The 20,268-nt window shown below is 72.0% G+C and carries 19 protein-coding genes; 16 read left to right on the top strand and 3 right to left on the bottom strand.

The window, feature by feature from the left end:
• Positions 1–85 precede the first annotated feature (85 nt).
• Entirely contained in the window at positions 86–859 is a 774-nt protein-coding gene (locus AB0O36_RS33720; RefSeq protein ID WP_365116979.1) for a peptidylprolyl isomerase, read from the bottom strand.
• A 154-nt stretch (positions 860–1,013) separates the two neighbouring features.
• Here AB0O36_RS33720 and AB0O36_RS33715 point away from each other — a divergent pair, with 154 nt between their 5' ends.
• The 4 genes from AB0O36_RS33715 to AB0O36_RS33700 all read left to right on the top strand — a co-directional run bounded on the left by AB0O36_RS33715 (position 1,014) and on the right by AB0O36_RS33700 (position 5,152).
• On the top strand, positions 1,014–1,724 hold the full coding sequence (locus AB0O36_RS33715) for an MBL fold metallo-hydrolase (RefSeq protein ID WP_365116977.1): 711 nt from the start codon (positions 1,014–1,016) through the stop codon (positions 1,722–1,724).
• Between the two features lie 10 nt (positions 1,725–1,734).
• The gene (gene hisS, locus AB0O36_RS33710) at positions 1,735–2,997 is read left to right on the top strand and encodes a histidine--tRNA ligase (RefSeq protein ID WP_365116974.1); all 1,263 of its coding nucleotides are present in this window, start codon (positions 1,735–1,737) and stop codon (positions 2,995–2,997) included.
• A gap of 84 nt (positions 2,998–3,081) precedes the next feature.
• Positions 3,082–3,687, top strand: a complete 606-nt coding sequence (locus tag AB0O36_RS33705; protein WP_365116972.1) for a vitamin K epoxide reductase family protein — start codon at positions 3,082–3,084, stop codon at positions 3,685–3,687.
• 112 nt (positions 3,688–3,799) lie between these two features.
• Positions 3,800–5,152, top strand: a complete 1,353-nt coding sequence (locus AB0O36_RS33700; RefSeq protein ID WP_365116969.1) for a replication-associated recombination protein A — start codon at positions 3,800–3,802, stop codon at positions 5,150–5,152.
• Between the two features lie 291 nt (positions 5,153–5,443).
• Here the strand turns inward: AB0O36_RS33700 and AB0O36_RS33695 are convergent, their stop codons facing one another.
• Entirely contained in the window at positions 5,444–6,118 is a 675-nt protein-coding gene (locus AB0O36_RS33695) for a DUF2470 domain-containing protein (RefSeq protein ID WP_365117010.1), read from the bottom strand.
• 297 nt (positions 6,119–6,415) lie between these two features.
• On the opposite strand from AB0O36_RS33695, the gene rpsD reads away from it, so the two are divergent.
• Positions 6,416–7,027: a 30S ribosomal protein S4 gene (gene rpsD, locus AB0O36_RS33690; RefSeq protein ID WP_365116966.1), complete on the top strand. Its 612-nt coding sequence runs from the start codon at positions 6,416–6,418 to the stop codon at positions 7,025–7,027.
• A 13-nt stretch (positions 7,028–7,040) separates the two neighbouring features.
• Here the strand turns inward: rpsD and AB0O36_RS33685 are convergent, their stop codons facing one another.
• Positions 7,041–9,194, bottom strand: coding sequence for a tetratricopeptide repeat protein (locus AB0O36_RS33685; RefSeq protein WP_365116963.1), 2,154 nt, complete (start codon positions 9,192–9,194; stop codon positions 7,041–7,043).
• 136 nt (positions 9,195–9,330) lie between these two features.
• On the opposite strand from AB0O36_RS33685, the gene AB0O36_RS33680 reads away from it, so the two are divergent.
• From AB0O36_RS33680 to AB0O36_RS33630, 11 genes are all read left to right on the top strand, one after another.
• The gene (locus tag AB0O36_RS33680; protein WP_365116962.1) at positions 9,331–9,759 is read left to right on the top strand and encodes a DUF948 domain-containing protein; all 429 of its coding nucleotides are present in this window, start codon (positions 9,331–9,333) and stop codon (positions 9,757–9,759) included.
• A 6-nt stretch (positions 9,760–9,765) separates the two neighbouring features.
• Positions 9,766–10,116: a DUF6167 family protein gene (locus AB0O36_RS33675; RefSeq protein WP_365116959.1), complete on the top strand. Its 351-nt coding sequence runs from the start codon at positions 9,766–9,768 to the stop codon at positions 10,114–10,116.
• Positions 10,116–12,785 (top strand): alanine--tRNA ligase, encoded by a 2,670-nt coding sequence (gene alaS / locus AB0O36_RS33670; protein WP_365116958.1) that lies wholly within the window; start codon positions 10,116–10,118, stop codon positions 12,783–12,785. The genes AB0O36_RS33675 and alaS overlap by 1 nt, the downstream gene beginning before the upstream one ends.
• Positions 12,785–13,255, top strand: a complete 471-nt coding sequence (gene ruvX, locus AB0O36_RS33665; RefSeq protein ID WP_365116957.1) for a Holliday junction resolvase RuvX — start codon at positions 12,785–12,787, stop codon at positions 13,253–13,255. Before alaS ends, ruvX begins: the two co-directional genes overlap by 1 nt.
• Positions 13,256–13,338: 83 nt before the next feature.
• Complete coding sequence (mltG, locus tag AB0O36_RS33660; protein ID WP_365116955.1) at positions 13,339–15,204, top strand: endolytic transglycosylase MltG; 1,866 nt, start codon at positions 13,339–13,341, stop codon at positions 15,202–15,204.
• On the top strand, positions 15,201–16,028 hold the full coding sequence (locus AB0O36_RS33655) for a shikimate dehydrogenase (RefSeq protein ID WP_365116953.1): 828 nt from the start codon (positions 15,201–15,203) through the stop codon (positions 16,026–16,028). The genes mltG and AB0O36_RS33655 overlap by 4 nt, the downstream gene beginning before the upstream one ends.
• Positions 16,029–16,202: 174 nt before the next feature.
• Positions 16,203–17,387 carry a chorismate synthase gene (gene aroC / locus AB0O36_RS33650; protein WP_365116952.1) on the top strand — a complete coding sequence of 395 codons (1,185 nt, stop codon included), beginning with the start codon at positions 16,203–16,205 and terminating at the stop codon, positions 17,385–17,387.
• The gene (locus AB0O36_RS33645; RefSeq protein ID WP_365116949.1) at positions 17,384–17,902 is read left to right on the top strand and encodes a shikimate kinase; all 519 of its coding nucleotides are present in this window, start codon (positions 17,384–17,386) and stop codon (positions 17,900–17,902) included. The genes aroC and AB0O36_RS33645 overlap by 4 nt, the downstream gene beginning before the upstream one ends.
• Positions 17,899–19,005, top strand: a complete 1,107-nt coding sequence (aroB, locus tag AB0O36_RS33640) for a 3-dehydroquinate synthase (protein ID WP_365116947.1) — start codon at positions 17,899–17,901, stop codon at positions 19,003–19,005. The genes AB0O36_RS33645 and aroB overlap by 4 nt, the downstream gene beginning before the upstream one ends.
• Complete coding sequence (gene aroQ / locus AB0O36_RS33635; protein WP_365116945.1) at positions 19,002–19,442, top strand: type II 3-dehydroquinate dehydratase; 441 nt, start codon at positions 19,002–19,004, stop codon at positions 19,440–19,442. The genes aroB and aroQ overlap by 4 nt, the downstream gene beginning before the upstream one ends.
• Before the next feature lie 71 nt (positions 19,443–19,513).
• The gene (locus tag AB0O36_RS33630; RefSeq protein WP_365117009.1) at positions 19,514–20,254 is read left to right on the top strand and encodes an AAA family ATPase; all 741 of its coding nucleotides are present in this window, start codon (positions 19,514–19,516) and stop codon (positions 20,252–20,254) included.
• Positions 20,255–20,268: the final 14 nt, after the last annotated feature.

The raw sequence follows: 20,268 nt of genomic DNA, 5'->3' as shown, positions 1-20,268 counted from the left end.
GCGACCGCCGGGCCGGCTGTCCGCATCCCGCACGACGGAATATCGCCCGCGGGGTGCGGCGGCCGGCCCGGCGGCGCCGGGACGGTCAGTTCTTGGTGACCGTGGCCTTCTCGATGGTGACGCCCTTCTTCGGGGCGATGCCACCCTCGACGGTGCCCTCCTTGGCGACGTCCTGGACGATCTTCAGGCCCGCCGCGTCGAGCTTCCCGAACGGGGTGTACGTCGGCGTGAGCGGGCTGTCCTTGTAGACCAGGAAGAACTGGCTGCCGCCCGAGCCGGGCTGGCCGGTGTTCGCCATGGCCACGGTGCCGGCCGGGTAGATCACCTGGCCCTGCTCGTTGGGCTTGCCCAGCGCGTCCAGGTTCTCGTCGGGGATGGTGTAGCCGGGGCCGCCGGTTCCGTTGCCCTGCGGGTCGCCGCACTGCAGGACGAAGATGCCCTCGGTGGTCAGCCGGTGGCACTTGGTGTTGTCGAAGTAGCCCTTGTCGGCGAGCGACTTGAACGAGTTCACCGTCTGCGGCGTCTTCGCGGCATCCATGTCGATCTTGATCTCGCCCTGGTTGGTCTTCAGCGAGAACGTGTACTTCGCCTTGGCGTCGATCGCCATCGCCGGCGAAGGGGACTGCTTGGGCGTGGGCTCGGCCGACGGCGAGTTCGCCGCGCTGGGCTCGCCGGAGTCCTCGCTGCTGAACACGCCGCCCACGGCCAGGCCGATCAGCAGCGCCACCACCACCGCCGCGGCCGCGCTGATCACCGCCGTCTTGCGGCGGGTCTTCTGCCGCGCCTCGGCGCGGCGCTTCTGCTGACGCTCGTACTTCTCCCTGGCGAGCTGACGCCGCCGCTGATCGCTCGTGACCACCTGGGTCGTCTCCTTGTGCGTGTCCGGTACCAAAGTGCGGGCAGGGTCAGGCCGTACCGTATATGGGTTCGCTGTGTGATGAGCGGCGCCGGTACGCTCTGATCTGCAGCATTTCCCGCTGACCCGCCCAGCCGAGACCGACGTGAGGACGAACGTGCTGATTGCCGGATTCCCCGCCGGGGCCTGGGGCACCAACTGCTACCTGGTCGCCCCCGCCGCCGGTGAGGAGTGCGTCATCATCGACCCGGGCCACCAGGCCGCCCAGGGAGTCGAGGAGACGCTGAGGAAGCACCGGCTCAAGCCCGTGGCGGTCGTCCTCACCCACGGCCACATCGACCATGTGGCCTCGGTGGTCCCGGTCTGCGGAGCGCACGACGTGCCCGCCTGGATCCACCCCGAGGACCGCTACATGCTGAGCGACCCGGAGAAGGCCCTCGGCCGCTCCATCGGGATGCCGCTCATGGGCGAGCTGACCGTGGGCGAGCCGGACGACGTTCGCACGCTGACCGACGGCAGCACCCTCGAACTGGCCGGTCTGGAGTTCTCGGTCGCGCACGCGCCCGGCCATACCAAGGGGTCGGTGACCTTCCGGATGCCGGAGCTGGCGGACATCCCGCCGGTCTTCTTCTCCGGTGATCTGCTCTTCGCCGGCTCCATCGGACGCACCGACCTGCCCGGCGGTTCCCACGCCGAGATGCTCGAATCGCTGGCCCGCGTGTGCCTGCCGCTCGACGACTCGACCGTGGTGCTGTCCGGCCACGGTCCCCAGACCACCATCGGCCGCGAGCGCGCGACCAACCCGTACCTGCGGGAAGTCGCCGCCGGCCTGGGAGACGGCACCGCCGCCCCACGACGAGGAATGTGACGAGATTACGTTGAGCACCTTCAAGGCCCCCAAGGGCACGTACGACCTGATCCCGCCGTACTCCGCCAAGTACCTGGCGGTCCGCGAGGCCATCTCCGGCCCGCTGCGCACGTCGGGTTACGGATACATCGAGACCCCCGGATTCGAGGACGTCAACCTCTTCGCCCGCGGTGTCGGCGAATCGACCGACATCGTCACCAAGGAGATGTACGCCTTCGAGACCAAGGGCGGCGACAGGCTCGCCCTGCGCCCCGAGGGCACCGCCTCCGTGCTGCGCGCCGCCCTGGAGGCGAGCCTGCACAAGCAGGGCAACCTGCCGGTCAAGCTCTGGTACTCCGGCTCGTACTACCGCTACGAGCGCCCGCAGAAGGGCCGCTACCGCCACTTCTCGCAGGTCGGCGCCGAGGCGATCGGAGCCGAGGACCCGGCCCTGGACGCCGAGCTGATCATCCTCGCCGACCAGGCGTACCGCTCGCTGGGCCTGCGGAACTTCCGGATCCTGCTGAACTCGCTGGGCGACAAGGAGTGCCGCCCGGTGTACCGGGAGGCGCTGCAGACCTTCCTGCGCGGGCTGGACCTGGACGAGGAGACCCTGCGCCGCGCCGAGATCAACCCGCTGCGGGTGCTCGACGACAAGCGCGTGGACGTGCAGAAGCAGCTGGTGGACGCGCCGCTGCTGCGCGACTACCTGTGCGACGCCTGCAAGGCGTACCACGACGAGGTGCGCGCGCTGGTCACCGCGGCGGGCGTGGCCTTCGAGGACGACGTCAAGCTGGTGCGCGGCCTGGACTACTACACCCGCACCACCTTCGAGTTCGTGCACGACGGCCTGGGCGCCCAGTCCGCGGTCGGCGGCGGCGGCCGCTACGACGGCCTGTCCGAGATGATCGGCGGCCCGGCGCTTCCGTCGGTCGGCTGGGCGCTCGGCGTGGACCGCACGGTGCTGGCGCTGGAGGCCGAAGGCATCGAGCTGGACATCCCCGCGGCCACCAGCGTGTTCGCCGTCGCCATCGGCGACGACGCCCGCCGGCTGCTGTTCGGCAAGGTCACCGAGCTGCGCCGGGCGGGCATCGCGGCCGACTTCGGCTACGGCGGCAAGGGCCTCAAGGGCGCCATGAAGGACGCGAACCGCAGTGGTGCGCGGCTGACCGTGGTCGCCGGTGAGCGGGACCTCGCCGAGGGCGTCGTCCAGCTCAAGGACATGGAGTCCGGCGAGCAGGCCGCCGTACCGGTCGACGGGCTCGTCGAGGCGGTCCGCGCCAAGCTGGCCTGACGGCCCCGCCGCCCCGGCGGCGCAAGATCATCCGCACCCGGTCCGGGGCACGGCCCCCGGACCGGGTGCGGCAGAATGCTCCGCATGACGACTTCGGGCGCGGAATCCACACGGACGGTCGGCGGGAGCCGGGCGCTGGCCTGGCTGCTGGTGATCACCGGGGCGGCCGGGCTGCTCGCCGCGTGGGTGATCACCATCGACAAGTTCAAGCTGCTGGAGGACCCGGACTTCGTCCCGGGCTGCAGCTTCAACCCGGTGGTGGCCTGCGGCAGCATCATGAAGTCCGAGCAGGCGTCCGCCTTCGGCTTCCCCAACCCGATGCTGGGCCTGGTCGCCTACGGCATCGTCATCTGCGTCGGCATGAGCATCCTGGCCGGCGCCCGGTTCCGGCGCTGGTACTGGCTGACCTTCAACGCCGGCACGCTCTTCGGCGTCGGGTTCTGCGCCTGGCTCACGTACCAGTCGCTGTACAACATCAACGCCCTCTGCCTGTGGTGCTGCCTGGCCTGGGTCGCCACCATCGTCATGTTCTGGTACGTCACCGCGCACAACGTCCGCGAGGGGCTGCTCCCGGCGCCGGGCTGGCTGAAGGCGTTCTTCGAAGAGTTCGCCTGGGTGCCGCCGGTGCTGCACATCGGGATCATCGGCATGCTGATCCTGACCCGCTGGTGGGACTTCTGGACCTCGTGACCCGGGCCTCCTGACCCGGACCTCCTGACCCGGGCCTCCTGACCGGGACCGGGCGACCCGGACCGGCTGACCCGGGACCGGGCTGTCGGTGGCCTCGCTTAGGCTTCAATGCGTGGAACCCGATCTGTTCACCGCCGCCGCCGAGGACCGCCAGGAGAAGGACCCGGCGAGCTCACCGCTCGCCGTCCGCATGCGCCCGCGCTCCCTGGACGAGGTCGTCGGCCAGCAGCACCTGCTCAAGCCCGGCTCCCCGCTGCGGCGGCTGGTCGGCGAGGGCAGCGGCGGCCCGGCCGGCTCCTCCTCGGTGATCCTCTGGGGCCCGCCGGGCATCGGGAAGACCACCCTGGCCTACGTGGTCAGCCAGGCCACGCAGAAGCGGTTCGTGGAGCTGTCCGCGATCACCGCCGGGGTCAAGGAGGTCCGGGCGGTCATCGACGGAGCCCGCCGGGCGGCCGGCGGGTACGGCAAGGAGACCGTCCTCTTCCTCGACGAGATCCACCGTTTCAGCAAGGCCCAGCAGGACTCGCTGCTGCCGGCGGTGGAGAACCGCTGGGTGACGCTGATCGCTGCCACCACGGAGAACCCCTACTTCTCGATCATCTCCCCGCTGCTGTCGCGCTCGCTGCTGCTGACGCTGGAGTCGCTGACCGACGAGGACCTGTCCGGGCTGCTGCGCCGGGCCCTGGCGGAGGAGCGGGGCCTGGGCGGCGCGGTGACGCTCGCCGGGGATGCGGAGGCGCACCTGCTGCGGATCGCCGGCGGGGACGCGCGGCGGGCGCTGACGGCGCTGGAGGCCGGCGCGGGTGCGGCGATCGCCAAGGGCGAGCCGGAGATCACCCTGGAGACGCTGGAGGAGACGGTCGACCGCGCGGCGGTGAAGTACGACCGGGACGGCGACCAGCACTACGACGTGGCCTCGGCGCTGATCAAGTCGATCCGGGGCTCGGACGTGGACGCGGCGCTGCACTACCTGGCGCGGATGATCGAGGCGGGGGAGGACCCGCGGTTCATCGCGCGCCGGCTGATGATCTCGGCGAGCGAGGACATCGGCCTGGCCGACCCGACGGCCCTGCCTACGGCCGTCGCCGCGGCCCAGGCGGTCGCGATGATCGGCTTCCCGGAGGCGGCGCTGACCCTCTCCCACTGCACGATCGCGCTGGCGCTGGCCCCGAAGTCGAACACCGCGACGACGGCGATCGGGGCCGCCCTGGCCGACGTACGGGCGGGGCTGGCGGGCCCGGTGCCGGCGCACCTGCGGGACGGCCACTACAAGGGGGCAGCGAAGCTGGGGCACGCGCAGGGGTACGTGTACCCGCACGACGTGCCGGGGGCGATCGCGGCGCAGCAGTACGCGCCGGACGCGATCCACGGCAAGCGGTACTACGAGCCGACGCGGTACGGGGCGGAGGCGCGCTACGCCGACGTGGTCGAGCGGGTCCGCACCCGCCTCCGCGGCGACGGCTAGCGCCTCGCCGCGCGGTCCCTCTCCGCCGTGACGGGGCAAGTGGCCCCGGCGTGCGGCGCCGTCGTGGCCGTTCGCGCAGTTCCCCGCGCCCCTGGGTGACCGGGCCCGGGCGGGACCTGCCAGGGGCGCGGGCAACCGCGCGGGCAACCACGGCGGACCCGCGGGTCCGGCACGGCCCGCCGGGCGGGGTTCGGGGGCGGACGCCTCCGGTTTCCGGATGGGGGTCCCCCGGACGGAGTCTGGGGGAGGGTGGCGTGGGGCGCAGCCGGCGCGTGCACAGCACCCGGGGGGTCAGGAGCCCGCGGCTGCGAAGAGGCCCTGCATGGCGCGGCGGAGGCCGCACACGTCGGCCACCGGGTCCGGGAAGTCGAAGCGGGCGTCGAAGGAGGCGCCGTCGGCCGCGTCGACGAAGCGGACCCGCAGCCCGAGCCGGTCCAGCGCCAGCGGCACCGCCGTCAGGGAGTCCGCCGCACGCGGCCCGAGCAGGCCCCGCAGGTCCGCGAGCCGCTCCGCGTGCGCCGCGTGCAGGTGCTGCAGCAGCTCCGTCTCGTGCCCGGTCAGCGGGTCGGGCACGGCCGCCGCGAAGTCCTCGGCGTCCACCTGCTCCGCGCCCCACAGGTCGTCCACGTTGATCACCCCGACCTCCAGCCGCAGCAGCATCCAGGCCGGCCGGTCCCCGGGGACCCCCTCGTCCAGGCCCAGCAGCTGGCCCACCGGGTGGCGCTCGGCGAGCAGCGCGGCGCAGGACGCCCGTTCGGCGGCGCCGCGGACCGGGGTGAGCCAGCCGGACAGCCAGGCGCGGCTCCGGATACGATGGGGCACGGACACCGGCGCCACATCAGTGATCTCGATCACTGCTGCGAGGTCGTCGTCCTGGGCGTGAGCGGCAGCCCTGGCAGCCGCCGATTCCCCGGAAACGAGGAGAATCACGTCCCCGTCCGGGGTGACGGTCCGTGCGGCCGGCATCCCCGTCCCGAACACGGCGGGCTCCCCGTGACCCTGCCGGTCACGAGCACCCGCCAGCGTGAGGGATACTGAGGCGTTGGACTCTACGAGGGTTCGTACGCGCTCGGCTCCGGTGAGCTGTCGAGCGCCTTCCCTGGGACGCGGCTGACCTTGCCTACCGTCGTCGCAAGCGGACGTGGATCGTTTCTCGTCCGAACTGCGGTGCGCACTGGGCAGGGGGATCCCATGCGGTCGAGACATTACGTCCTCCTCGAAATAAGGTAAGGCTCACCTAACTTACATGGAGGTAGGTTCCACGTGAACCAGGCACGACCCAAGGTCAAGAAGTCGCGTGCTCTCGGCATCGCCCTGACGCCGAAGGCCGTCAAGTACTTCGAGGCCCGCCCTTACCCGCCGGGTGAGCACGGCCGTGGCCGCAAGCAGAACTCGGACTACAAGGTCCGTCTGCTCGAGAAGCAGCGTCTGCGCGCTCAGTACGACATCAGCGAGAAGCAGATGGCCCGCGCGTACGACCGCGCGAAGAAGGTCTCCGGCAAGACCGGCGAGGCCCTGGTCGTCGAGCTCGAGCGTCGTCTGGACGCCCTGGTCCTGCGTGCCGGCATCGCCCGCACCATCTACCAGGCCCGCCAGATGGTCGTCCACGGCCACATCGAGGTCAACGGTGGCAAGGTCGACAAGCCGTCGTTCCGTGTCCGTCCGGACGACGTCATCACCGTGCGCGAGCGCAGCCGCGAGAAGCACCCCTTCCAGGTCGCCCGTGAGGGTGGCTACGCCGGCGAGGGCGAGACCCCGCGTTACCTCCAGGTCAACCTGAAGGCCCTGGCCTTCCGCCTGGACCGCGAGCCGCAGCGCAAGGAGATCCCCGTGATCTGCGACGAGCAGCTCGTCGTCGAGTACTACGCCCGCTGATGCGGTCGTAGCCTCACCCGGCTGTACGCGAGGCCCGCAGCACCCCTCCGGGGGGCTGCGGGCCTCCGCCGTTCCCGGGGCCGGGCAGCGCCGCCCCCGCACGGCCCGCCGGCTGCCGGACCGGCCCCCGCAGGGCCCGCTCGGCGAGGGCGTCGACCCCCAGGTCCCGGCCCCGCGCGGCCGCCGCGGCGTACTCGGCCCGCCCCAGCACCTCCCGGCAGCGCTCCTCGCACATCAGCCGCGGCGCGTTGAAGTACCCCGACCCGAACAGCTGCAGCCCCACCGAACCCCACACCGGCTCCACCGCGCCCTGCAGCAGGGCCGCCTCCGCCGCGTGCCCCTCGGCGACCGTCACCAGCGCCAGCAGCTCCACCGCCAGGACCAGGCCCACCAGATCGCGGAACGCGTGGTTCACGGACACGCACTCGGACAGCAGCCGCCGCGCCGCCGCCGGATCCCCCGCGTCCAGTGCCGCGTACGCCAGCACGTACAGCGCGTACGTCTTCGTCCAGCGCTCCCCGCGCTCCTCGCAGAGCTCGCGCACCTCCTCGCACAGCTCCCGTGCCGCCGGCAGGTCGCCCTGGAAGGCCAGCACCATCGCCAGCTCCACCTGGCACATCAGCACGTTGCTGTTCAGCTCCCCGGCGGCCCGGTACTGCTCCAGCGCCGCCCCCAGCAGCTCGCCCGCCCGCCCCATGTCGTCCGACACCAGGGCCAGACAGCCCATCCGGTGCACCGCGTACGCCGTCGCCACCGCGTTCCCGGCCGCCTCCGCGCCCTCCCGGCACTCGTGTAGCGCGCCCAGCGCGGCCACTCCGTCGCCCTGCAGCGCCGCGACGTAACCCAGCACCCACAGCGCCTTCAGCCGAGAGGTGTCCGCGTCCGTGCCGTGCGCCGCCTCATGGGACAGCGCCCGGTCCAGCCAGAGCCGGCCCTCGGCCAGCCGGCCGCAGCCGGCCCAGAAGAACCACAGCGTCCCGGCCAGGAACCGGCCCAGGTGGACCTCCTCCGGATCCTCCAGGCAGCAGTCCAGCGCCAGCCGCAGGTTGGGCAGCTCCGCCTCCACCAGCGCGGCCACCTCCGCCTGCCGGTCGCCGAACCAGTCCACCTCGCACCAGGTCGCCAGCCCCAGGTACCAGTCCCGGTGCCGGCGCCGCAGCCGCCCTGCGTCACCCAGCGAATCCAGCCACCCCGCTCCGTACACCCGTACGGTCTCCAGCATCCGGTAGCGGATCCCGGCGGCGGTGTCCTCCCGGACCAGCAGCGACTGGTCCAGCAGCTCGCCCAGCACGTCCAGCACCTCCTCCACCGGAAGGTCCGGACCCGAGCACACGTACTCCGCCGCGTCCAGGTCGAAGCGCCCCGCGAACACCGACAGCCGTGCCCACAGCAGCCGCTCCCGCGCCGTGCACAGCTCGTGGCTCCAGCCGATCGCCGTCCGCAGCGTCCGGTGCCGGGGCAGCACCCCGCGGGTCCCGCCCGCCAGCAGCCGGAACCGGTCGTCCAGCCGGTCCAGCACCTGCTCCGGCGACAGCGCCCGCAGCCGCGCCGCGGCCAGCTCCAGCGCCAGCGGGATCCCGTCCAGTCGCGCGCACAGCTCCGCGAGCACCCCCGGATCGGCGGCGAACCCCGGATCGGCGGCCCCGGCCCGCGCCGCCAGCAGCCGTACGGAATCCCCGCCGTCCAGCGGCGCCAGCGGGAACACCCGCTCCCCGTCGACGGCGAAAGCCCGCCGGCCGGCCGCCAGCACCCGCAGCCCCGGCGCCCGCCCCAGCAGCTCCACCACCAGCTCGGCGCACTCGTCGACCAGCTGCTCGAACCCGTCCAGCACCAGCAGCAGCGTCCGGTCGGCCAGGTGTTCGGCCAGCACCACCCGGGGCGCACGCACCGTGTGGTCGGTCAGCCCCAGCGCCTCGGCCAGCGTCAGCGCCAGCAGCGCGGGATCGCGTACGGAGGACAGCCCGGCCAGCCACACCCCGTCGGGGAAGCGTTCCTGCGCCGCGCGTGCGGCCGCCACCGTTAGCCGGGACTTGCCCACCCCGCCGACCCCGGTCACCGTCACCAGTCGGGAGGCGTCCAGCAGCCGCCCCAGCACGTCCAGTTCGGCACCCCGCCCGACCAGGCCGGTGAGCTCCGAGGGAAGATTGCCGTGGGTCCCGGTCCGCATGGGACACGGAGCGTACTGCTCCGGATGCTCCCCGTACAAGAAGGCCTGCTCGCCGCGGAATTCCGGTACGGAGGGCCGCCCCCGGCGCGATAGGGTCGGGGGACGACTTTTCTCAGACTTCAGGGAGCGGTGCAACGTGTCCGGTGGAGAGGTGGCCGGGATCATCGTGGCCGTCTTCTGGGCGATCCTCGTCTCGTTCCTCGCGCTGGCGCTGGTGAGGCTGGCGCAGACGCTGAAGGCAGCGACCAAGCTGGTCGCGGACGTGACCGAGCAGGCCGTCCCGCTCCTCGCAGACGCCTCCACCACCGTCCGATCCGCCCGCACCCAGCTCGACAAGGTCGACGCGATCACCAGCGACGTCCAGGAGGTCACCTCCAACGCCTCCGCGCTCAGCTCCACCGTGGCCAGCACCTTCGGCGGCCCGCTGGTCAAGGTGGCGGCGTTCGGCTACGGGGTGCGCAAGGCACTGGGCCGGACGGACGACGTGCCGGCGCGCCCGGAGCGACGTAGCGTGATCGTCGGACGGACCGTGCCGGCCGCCCGGCGCCGCAAGCAGAAGGGCTAGACCGCGATGTTCCGCCGCACCTTCTGGTTCACCGCCGGCGCAGCCGCCGGAGTGTGGGCCACCACCAAGGTCAACCGCAAGCTGAAGCAGCTGACCCCGGAGAGCCTCGCCGCCCAGGCCGCCGAGAAGGCGGTGGAGGCGGGCCACCGGCTCAAGGACTTCGCCCTCGACGTCAAGGCGGGAATGACCCAGCGCGAGGACGAGCTGAACGATGCACTGGGGCTGGCCCACGACCCGGACCGGCCCGACAACGTGCGCGCCCTGGACGGACCGCGCCGGCTGCGGGCCATCGGCAACGACGTGCCCCACCAGAACCACCGACCGAACTATTCGTACAACCGGAATGAGGACCACTAATGGAGTCGGCTGAGATCCGCCGTCGCTGGCTGAGCTTCTTCGAGGAGCGCGGTCACACCGTCGTCCCTTCGGCGTCGCTCATCGCGGACGACCCGACTCTGCTGCTGGTCAACGCGGGCATGGTGCCGTTCAAGCCGTACTTCCTCGGTGAGACCAAGCCGCCGGCCCCGCGCGCCACCAGCGTGCAGAAGTGCGTCCGTACGCCCGACATCGAAGAGGTCGGCAAGACCACCCGCCACGGCACGTTCTTCCAGATGTGCGGCAACTTCTCCTTCGGCGACTACTTCAAGGAAGGCGCCATCAAGTACGCCTGGGAGCTGCTCACCAGCTCCGTGGCGGACGGCGGCTACGGCCTGGAGCCGGAGAAGCTCTGGATCACCGTCTACCTCGACGACGACGAGGCCGAGACGATCTGGCGCGACGTGATCGGCGTCCCCGCCGAGCGCATCCAGCGCCTGGGCAAGAAGGACAACTTCTGGTCCATGGGCGTTCCCGGCCCCTGCGGCCCCTGCTCCGAGATCAACTACGACCGCGGCCCCGAGTTCGGCGTCGAGGGCGGCCCGGCCGTCAACGACGAGCGGTACGTCGAGATCTGGAACCTCGTCTTCATGCAGTACGAGCGGGGCGCCGGTGACGGCAAGGAGGACTTCCCGATCCTCGGCGACCTGCCGTCCAAGAACATCGACACCGGCCTCGGCCTGGAACGCCTCGCGATGATCCTGCAGGGCGTGCAGAACATGTACGAGACCGACACCCTGCGCGTGGTCATGGACAAGGCCACCGAGCTCACCGGCGTGCGCTACGGAGCCGCCCGGAACACCGACGTGTCGATGCGCGTGGTCGCCGACCACATCCGCACCTCGGTCATGCTCATCGGCGACGGCGTCACCCCCGGCAACGAGGGCCGCGGCTACGTGCTGCGCCGCATCATGCGCCGCGCCATCCGCAACATGCGCCTCATGGGCGCCACGGGCCCGGTCGTCCAGGACCTCGTCGACGTCGTGATCAACACGATGGGTCAGCAGTACCCGGAGCTGGTCACCGACCGCAAGCGCATCGAGACCGTCGCGCTCGCCGAAGAGGCCGCCTTCCTCAAGGCCGTCAAGGGCGGCACGAACATCCTCGACACCGCCGTGACCGAGACCAAGGCCGCCGGCGGCACGGTCCTCTCCGGCGACAAGGCGTTCCTGCTCCACGACACCTGGGGCTTCCCGATCGACCTCACCCTGGAGATGGCCGCCGAACAGGGCCTGACCGTGGACGAGCCCGGCTTCCGCCGCCTGATGCAGGAGCAGCGCGACCGGGCCAAGGCCGACGCCAAGGCCAAGAAGACCGGCCACGCCGACGTCTCCTCGTACCGCGAGATCGCCGACAGCGCCGGAGCCACCGAGTTCACCGGCTACTCCACCAACCAGGGCGAGTCCACCATCGTCGGCCTGCTGGTCAACGGCGTCCCCGCGCCCGCCGCCTCCGAGGGTGACGACGTCGAGGTCGTCCTCGACCGCACCCCCTTCTACGCCGAGGGCGGCGGCCAGCTCGCCGACCAGGGCCGGATCAAGCTCGACTCGGGCGCCGTCATCGTCGTCCGCGACGTGCAGCAGCCCGTCCCGGGCGTCTCCGTGCACAAGGGTTCCGTCCAGGTCGGCGAGGTGACGGTGGGCGCCTCCGCGTACGCCGCCATCGACGTCAACCGCCGCCGGGCCATCGCCCGCGCCCACTCGGCCACCCACCTGACCCACCAGGCGCTGCGCGACGCCCTCGGCCCGACCGCCGCCCAGGCCGGTTCGGAGAACAGCCCCGGCCGCTTCCGCTTCGACTTCGGCTCGCCGAACGCCGTTCCCGGCACCGTCCTCACCGACGTCGAGCAGAAGATCAACGACGTGCTCTCCCGTGAGCTCGACGTCACCGCCGAGATCATGAGCATCGACGAGGCGAAGAAGCAGGGCGCCATCGCCGAATTCGGCGAGAAGTACGGCGAGCGGGTCCGCGTGGTCACCATCGGCGACTTCTCCAAGGAGCTGTGCGGCGGCACCCACGTGGGCAACACCAGCCAGCTGGGTCTGGTGAAGCTGCTCGGCGAGTCCTCCATCGGCTCCGGCGTGCGCCGGGTCGAGGCCCTCGTCGGCGTGGACGCGTACAACTTCCTCGCCAAGGAGCACACGGTCGTCGCCCAGCTCCAGGAGCTGGTCAAGGGCCGGCCGGAGGAGCTCCCGGAGAAGATCGCGACCATGCTCGGCAAGCTGAAGGACGCCGAGAAGGAGATCGAGAAGTTCCGCGCGGAGAAGGTCCTGCAGGCCGCCGCCGGTCTGGCCGCCGGCGCCCAGGACGTCCGCGGGGTGGCCGTGGTCACCGGGCAGGTGCCGGACGGCACCGGCGCCGACGACCTGCGCAAGCTGGTCCTCGACGTGCGCGGCCGCATCCCCGGCGACCGCCCGGCCGTGGTCGCCCTGTTCGCGGTGGCGGGCGACCGGCCGCTGACCGTCATCGCCACCAACGAGGCGGCCCGCGAGCGCGGCCTCAAGGCCGGTGACCTGGTCCGCACCGCCGCCAAGACCCTCGGCGGCGGCGGTGGCGGCAAGCCCGACGTCGCCCAGGGCGGCGGCCAGAACCCGGCCGCGGTCGGCGACGCCATCGCCGCCGTCGAGCGCCTGGTGGGGGAGACCGCGTAATGACGCTGCGCCGTGGCCGACGCCTCGCGATCGATGTCGGTGACGCCCGGATCGGGGTCGCTTCCTGCGACCCCGACGGGGTGTTGGCCACACCGGTGGAGACCGTGCCGGGACGTGACGTCCCGGCCGCGCACCGCCGGCTGCGCCAGCTGGTGGCGGAGTACGAGCCCCTTGAGGTGGTGGTCGGCCTCCCGCGTTCGCTCAGCGGACGCGAGGGGCCGGCCGCGGCCAAGGTCCGGGTTTTCGCCACCGAACTGGCCAGGGGCATCAAGCCCGTGACGGTCCGTCTGGTGGACGAGCGGATGACCACGGTCACCGCCGCCCAGGGCCTGCGGGCCTCGGGGAAGAACGCGAAGAAGGGCCGCTCGGTCATCGACCAGGCCGCTGCTGTGATCATTCTTCAAAATGCTCTTGAGACCGAACGGGTATCCGGAAATCCGCCCGGTGAGTGCGTCGAAGTGGTCATCTGATCGCGATACGGTAACGTTCCGCGCGATGTGGCGGCATTCGAACAGCCGTCGGCTATTCGACGCGGCGCGGCGCTAGGGGATCGATGACTGAGTATGGGCGGGGCCAGGCCCCTGAACCGTGGCACCCCGCGGACCCCCTCTACGGGGACCCGGGGTGGACGGGCGAGCAGCAGGCCCAGCAGCACTATCCCCAGGCCAACGCCCAGCAGCAGTACCCGGACCAGCCCTATCCGGACCAGCAGTACCCGGACGCCGGATACCAGAACGCCCCTTACCCGGACCAGCAGTACCCCGGCCCGCAGTACCAGGGGCATCCGCAGGCACCGCAGTTCCAACAGCCACACCACCCCCAGCAGCCACACCACCCCCAGCAGCCCCCTCAGTTCCCGCAGGCGCCGCACTTCCAGCAGTCCCCGCAGTTCCAGCAGCAGGTGCCGCAGGGGCAGCAGCCGTACTTCGACGGGCAGCAGACGTACGACTCCCAGGGCGGCCACTTCCAGACCCCGACCCCGGCTCCGCCGCAGGCGCCGTACGGGGGCGACCCCTACGGCGCGGGCCCCGAGCCCTACCCCCAGCAGCAGGCCACCGCCTACCCCGGCGAGACCGCCGACGGCTACGGCACCGAAGAGGCGTACCCGCCGCCGGAGCCCCCCGGCCGCCGCCGGCCGGCCTCCCCGTGGCAGGTGGAGGACGAGGACACCGACCCCGCCGCGGAGGAACGGTCCCCCGAAGGGGACGAGGACGGCGACGACGACGCCGCCGACAAGGACGGCACGCCCCCCGGCGGCCGCCGCTCCGCCCGCGGCAAGGGCGGTGGCAAGGGCGGAAAGGGCGGCGGTGACGGCGAGGGCAAGGCCAAGAAGCGCAAGGGCCGCAACGGTGTCGCCTGCCTGTTCGTGACGCTCGTCCTGGTGGGCGGCGTCGGCGGCGTGGGCTACTACGGCTATTCCTTCCTGCAGGACCGGTTCGGCGCGCCCGAGGACTTCACCGGCGAGGGCGGCGCGCCCGTCGACGTGGAGATCAAGGCCGGCGCCAGCCTCATGGACATCGGCCTGGCGCTCAAGGAAGCCGGCGTGGTCAAGAGCGTCCAGGCGTTCACGGACGCGGCGGGCGCCGACCCCAGGGGCAAATCGATCCAGCCGGGCCTCTACCCGATGAAGAAGGAGATGTCCGCCAAGGCGGCCGTCGCCCTGATGATCGACCCGACCAAGCTGAACGTCCTCACGATCCCCGAGGGCTGGCGCAACGTCCAGATCTACAAGGAGATCGACAAGCGCCTGCGGAAGCCCGAGGGCACCACCGCGGAGATCGCCAAGAAGGAGTTCAAGACCTTCGGGCTGCCCGCCTGGGCCAACAACAGCAAGGACATCAAGGACCCGCTGGAAGGCTTCCTCTTCCCGACCCGCTACGACCTGGGCAAGGACTCGACCCCGCAGTCCCTGCTCAAGCAGATGGTCGCCAAGGCCAACGAGTCGTTCACCGAGCAGGACGTCCAGGGCCAGGCCGCCAAGCTGGGCCTGCAGAACCCGCTCCAGATCCTCACCCTGGCCAGCCTCGTCCAGGCCGAGGGCAACAACAAGCCCGACTTCGACAAGATCGCCCGCGTCGTCTACAACCGTCTGGACCCGGACAACACCGAGACCTACGGTCTGCTGGACTTCGACTCCACGATCAACTACATGAAGGGTCAGAGCACCCTGGACGTCGGCTCCGTCGACAAGCTCCGTACGCTCAACGACCCGTACAACACCTACAAGATCAAGGGCCTGCCCCCCGGTCCGATCGGGAACCCCGGTCAGGAGGCCCTGCACTCCGCGCTCAACCCCGAGCCCGGGCCCTGGTTCTACTTCGTGTCCCTGGAGAAGCGGACCCTGTTCGCCACCACCAACGAAGAGCACAACCAGAACCGCGCGGAGTACGAGAAGGAAAGGCAAGAGAAGAAGCAGTGAAGCGCGCAGCGGTGCTCGGATCGCCGATCGAGCACTCCCTCTCCCCGGTCCTGCACCGCGCCGCCTACGAGGAGCTCGGCCTCGCCGACTGGTCCTACGACCGCTTCGAGATCGACGAGGCCGCGCTCCCGGACTTCGTGGCGCAGCTCGGCCCCGAGTGGGCCGGACTGTCGCTGACCATGCCGCTCAAGCGGGCGATCATCCCGCTGCTGGACGGCATCAGCGAGACCGCGGCCTCCGTGGAGGCGGTCAACACCGTCGTCCGCGCCGAGGACGGCCGGCTGACCGGCGACAACACCGACATCCCCGGCCTGATCGCCGCGCTCCGCGAGCGGGGCGTGGACAAGGTCGACTCGGCGGCCGTGCTCGGCGCCGGGGCCACCGCCTCCTCGGCCCTGGCCGCCCTCTCCCGGATCTGCTCCGGCGAGGTCACCGCGTACGTGCGCTCCCGGGCGCGCGCCGACGAGATGCGGCAGTGGGGCGAGCGCCTCGGCGTGTCCGTCCGCACGGCCGACTGGGCGGACGCGGCTGCAGCCCTCGAAGCACCGCTGGTGATCGCCACCACTCCGGCGGGCACCACCGACGCACTGGCCGGCGCCGTGCCGGAGAGCCCCGGCACCCTCTTCGACGTGCTCTACGAGCCCTGGCCGACGGCGCTCGCCGCCGCCTGGTCCGAGCGGGGCGGAAAGCTGCTCGGCGGCCTGGACCTGCTGGTCCACCAGGCGGTGCTCCAGGTCGAGCAGATGACCGGACGGCCGGGGCCGCTGGCGGCCATGCGGGCCGCCGGACAGCGCGCGCTGGACGCCCGGACCGCGCATTCCTGACGCCCGGACCACACATTCCCGACGCGCGACGGTGCACACCTGACGGACAAGGCGTCCGATAGCTGGACCAGGGCCCGTCATACCCGCCCGGACGTGGGAGGATCAGTGTGGCGGACCAGGGCTGCGCGCCCCGGTCGGCCACCGCCGGATCACGCGCGAGCATGAGGAGCATCGTTGAGCAGGTTGCGTTGGCTGACGGCCGGAGAGTCCCACGGACCGGCGCTGGTCGCGACGCTGGAGGGTCTTCCCGCCGGCGTTCCGGTCACCACCGAGCTGGTGGCCGATCACCTGGCTCGGCGTCGGCTGGGCTATGGCCGCGGTGCCCGCATGAAGTTCGAGCAGGACGAGATCACCTTCCTGGGCGGCGTACGGCACGGCCTGTCCCTCGGGTCGCCCGTCGCCGTCATGGTCGGCAACAGCGAGTGGCCCAAGTGGGAGACCGTCATGTCGGCCGACCCGGTCGACCCCTCGCTGCTCAAGGACACCGGCCGCAACGCGCCGCTGACCCGCCCGCGGCCCGGCCACGCCGACCTCGCCGGCATGCAGAAGTACGGCTTCGACGAGGCCCGGCCGATCCTGGAGCGCGCCAGCGCCCGTGAGACCGCCGCCCGGGTCGCCCTCGGCGCGATCGCCCGGTCCTTCCTCAAGGAGGTCGCCGGCATCGAGATCGTCTCGCACGTGGTCGAGCTGGCCGCGGCCAAGGCCCCGTACGGCGTCTACCCGACCCCCGCCGACGTCGAGAAGCTCGACGCCGACCCGGTGCGCTGCCTCGACGCCGACGCGTCGAAGGCGATGGTCGCGGAGATCGACCAGGCGCACAAGGACGGCGACACCCTCGGCGGCGTCGTCGAGGTCCTGGCCTACGGCGTCCCCGTCGGCCTCGGTTCCCACGTCCACTGGGACCGCCGTCTCGACGCCCGCCTCGCCGGCGCCCTCATGGGCATCCAGGCCATCAAGGGCGTCGAGGTCGGCGACGGCTTCGAGCTCGCCCGCGTGCCCGGCTCGAAGGCGCACGACGAGATCGTCTCCACTCCCGAGGGCATCAAGCGCACCTCCGGCCGCGCCGGCGGCACCGAGGGCGGCCTGACCACCGGCGAGCTGCTGCGCGTCCGGGCCGCCATGAAGCCCATCGCGACCGTTCCGCGCGCCCTGGCGACCGTCGACGTCGTCACCGGTGAGGCGGCCGCCGCCCACCACCAGCGCTCTGACGTGTGCGCCGTGCCGGCCGCCGGCATCGTCGCCGAGGCCATGGTCGCCCTCGTCCTCGCCGACGCCGTCGTCGAGAAGTTCGGCGGTGACTCCGTCCCGGAGACCCGCCGCAACGTGCAGGCGTACCTCGACAACCTCCACATCCGGTGACCGGCGGACCACTGGTCGTCCTGGTCGGGCCCATGGGCTCGGGCAAGTCCACGGTGGGGGCGCTGCTGGCCGCGAGGCTCGGCGTCCCCTACCGGGACACCGACGCCGACATCGTCGCCGACGAAGGCCGTGAGATCGCGGACATCTTCGTGAACGACGGCGAGGACCACTTCCGGGCACTGGAGCGGGAAGCCGTCGCCACGGCGCTCACCGAGCACACCGGGGTCCTCGCCCTCGGCGGCGGCGCCGTCCTGGACGAGGGGACCCGCGGGCTGCTGGCCGGGCTGCCGGTCGCCTACCTCTCGATGGACGTGGAGGAGGCCGTGCGCCGGGTCGGGCTGAACACCGCCCGCCCGCTGCTCGCCGTCAACCCGCGCCGTCAGTGGCGCGAGCTGATGGAGGCCCGTCGCCACCTCTACACCGAAGTCGCACGCGTCGTCGTGGCCACCGACGACCGCACCCCCGAAGAGGTCGCGCAGGCGGTCCTCGACGCACTGGAGCTGAAGGACTCATGACGGAGCAGGACACCGACCAGCAGGTGACGCGGATCCACGTCGGCGGCAGCGCCGGCCACGACCCGTACGACGTGCTGGTCGGGCACCAGCTGCTCGGCGAGCTCGCCGGGCTCGTCGGCACGAAGGCCCAGCGGGTCGCCGTGATCCACCCCGAGGCGCTCGCCTCCACCGGCGAGGCCCTGCGCGACGACCTCGCCGAACAGGGCTACGAGGCGATCGCCATCCAGGTGCCGAACGCCGAGGAGGCCAAGACCGTCGAGGTCGCCGCCTACTGCTGGAAGGCGCTCGGCCAGTCCGGCTTCACCCGCACCGACGTCATCGTCGGCGTGGGCGGCGGCGCCACCACCGACCTGGCGGGCTTCGTCGCGGCCAGCTGGCTGCGCGGCGTCCGCTGGATCGCCGTCCCCACCACGGTGCTCGCCATGGTGGACGCGGCGGTAGGCGGCAAGACCGGCATCAACACCGCCGAGGGCAAGAACCTCGTCGGCGCCTTCCACCCGCCGGCCGGGGTCCTCTGCGACCTCGCCGCGCTCGGCTCCCTGCCGGTCAACGACTACGTCTCCGGCCTGGCCGAGATCATCAAGGCCGGCTTCATCGCCGACCCGGTGATCCTCGACCTGATCGAGGCCGACCCGGAGGGCGCCCGTACGCCCGCCGGCCCGCACACGGCCGAGCTGATCGTCCGCTCCATCCAGGTCAAGGCGGACGTGGTCTCCAGCGACCTGAAGGAATCCGGGCTGCGGGAGATCCTCAACTACGGCCACACCCTCGCGCACGCCATCGAGAAGAACGAGCGCTACAAGTGGCGGCACGGCGCGGCCGTGTCCGTGGGCATGGTCTTCGCCGCCGAACTGGGCCGGCTGGCCGGACGCCTGGACGACGCCACCGCCGACCGGCACCGGGCGATCCTGGCCTCCGTCGGACTGCCGCTCACCTACCGCGGCGACCAGTGGCCCAAGCTGCTGCAGACCATGCAGGTCGACAAGAAGTCGCGGGGCAACCTGCTGCGCTTCATCGTCCTGGACGGCCTGGCCAAGCCGACGGTCCTGGAGGGCCCCGACCCGGCCCACCTGATCGCCGCGTACGGCGAGGTGTCGGCATGAGCCGGCCCGTCCTGGTGCTGAACGGTCCGAACCTGGGCCGGCTCGGCTCCCGCGAGCCCGACGTGTACGGCTCCACCTCCTACAAGGGCCTGGTGGAGACCTGCACCGAGCTCGGCGCAGAGCTCGGCTTCGACGTCGAGGTCCGCGAGACCAACGACGAGGGCGAGCTCGTCCGCTGGCTGCACGAGGCAGCGGACGGGCGGATCCCGGTGGTCATCAACCCCGGCGCGTTCACGCACTACTCGTACGCGATGCGGGACGCCGCGGCCCAGCGCACCGCCCCGCTGATCGAGGTGCACATCTCCAACCCGTACGCCCGGGAGGAGTTCCGGCACACCTCGGTCATCGCCGCGGTGGCCACCGGCACGGTGGCGGGCTTCGGTCTGGGCTCCTACCGGCTGGCGCTGCGCGCACTGGCGGAGGAAGTCCAGGGCTGAGATAACGTTCTCGCATCAGCAGCCGGCCGTGAACCTCAGGGCCGGCCGTGAACGAGACGGAGTGGCAGCGGATGCAGCACGGAGTGGGGGGCTGGGGGCCGCCGGGGCACCACCCGGGCGTGCCCCCGCAACCGCCGATACCCCCCGCGCAGGGCTGGCCGGCTTCTCCTCCGGCCCCGGTGGCCCCCGTGGCCCCGGTGCCGGAGGCCACCGGGCACGTCCCGCTGCCTCCGCCGGCCGCGCCCGGCACCGGCGGGGCCACCCTGTCGGTCCTGCTGATCGGCCCGGCCGGCGCCGGCAAGACGACCGTGGCCCGGCACTGGGCCGCCACCCGGCCGGTGGCCACCGCGCACATCAGCCTGGACGACGTACGCGAATGGGTCTGCGCAGGGTTCGCGGACCCGCAGGCGGGCTGGAACGAGCACTCCGAGGCGCAGTACCGCCTCGCCCGCCGCACCTGCGGCTTCGCCGCCCGGAACTTCCTGGCCAACGGCATCTCCTGCATCGTCGACGACGCGGTCTTCCCCGACCGGCCGGTGGTGGGGCTCGGCGGCTGGAAACGCCACATGGGCCCCGGACTGCTCCCGGTGGTCCTGCTGCCCGGCCTGGAGATCGTGCTCGAACGCAACGCGGAGCGCTCGGGCAACCGGAGGCTCTCCGACGAGGAGGTCGCCCGCATCCACGGGCGCATGGCCGGCTGGTACGGCTCCGGCCTCCCGATCATCGACAACTCGAACCTGGACGTGGAGGCCACGTCCAGGGCCCTCGACGAGGCGCTGGCCCGGGCCCTGACCGTCCCGCCCCGCTGGTAGCCGGCGCCGCGCAG

Source organism: Streptomyces sp. NPDC089799, assembly GCF_040684755.1.
Taxonomy (GTDB): Bacteria; Actinomycetota; Actinomycetes; order Streptomycetales; family Streptomycetaceae; genus Streptomyces.
Note: the sequence above shows the minus strand (reverse complement) of the source record. Positions and strands in the feature narration are given on the sequence as shown.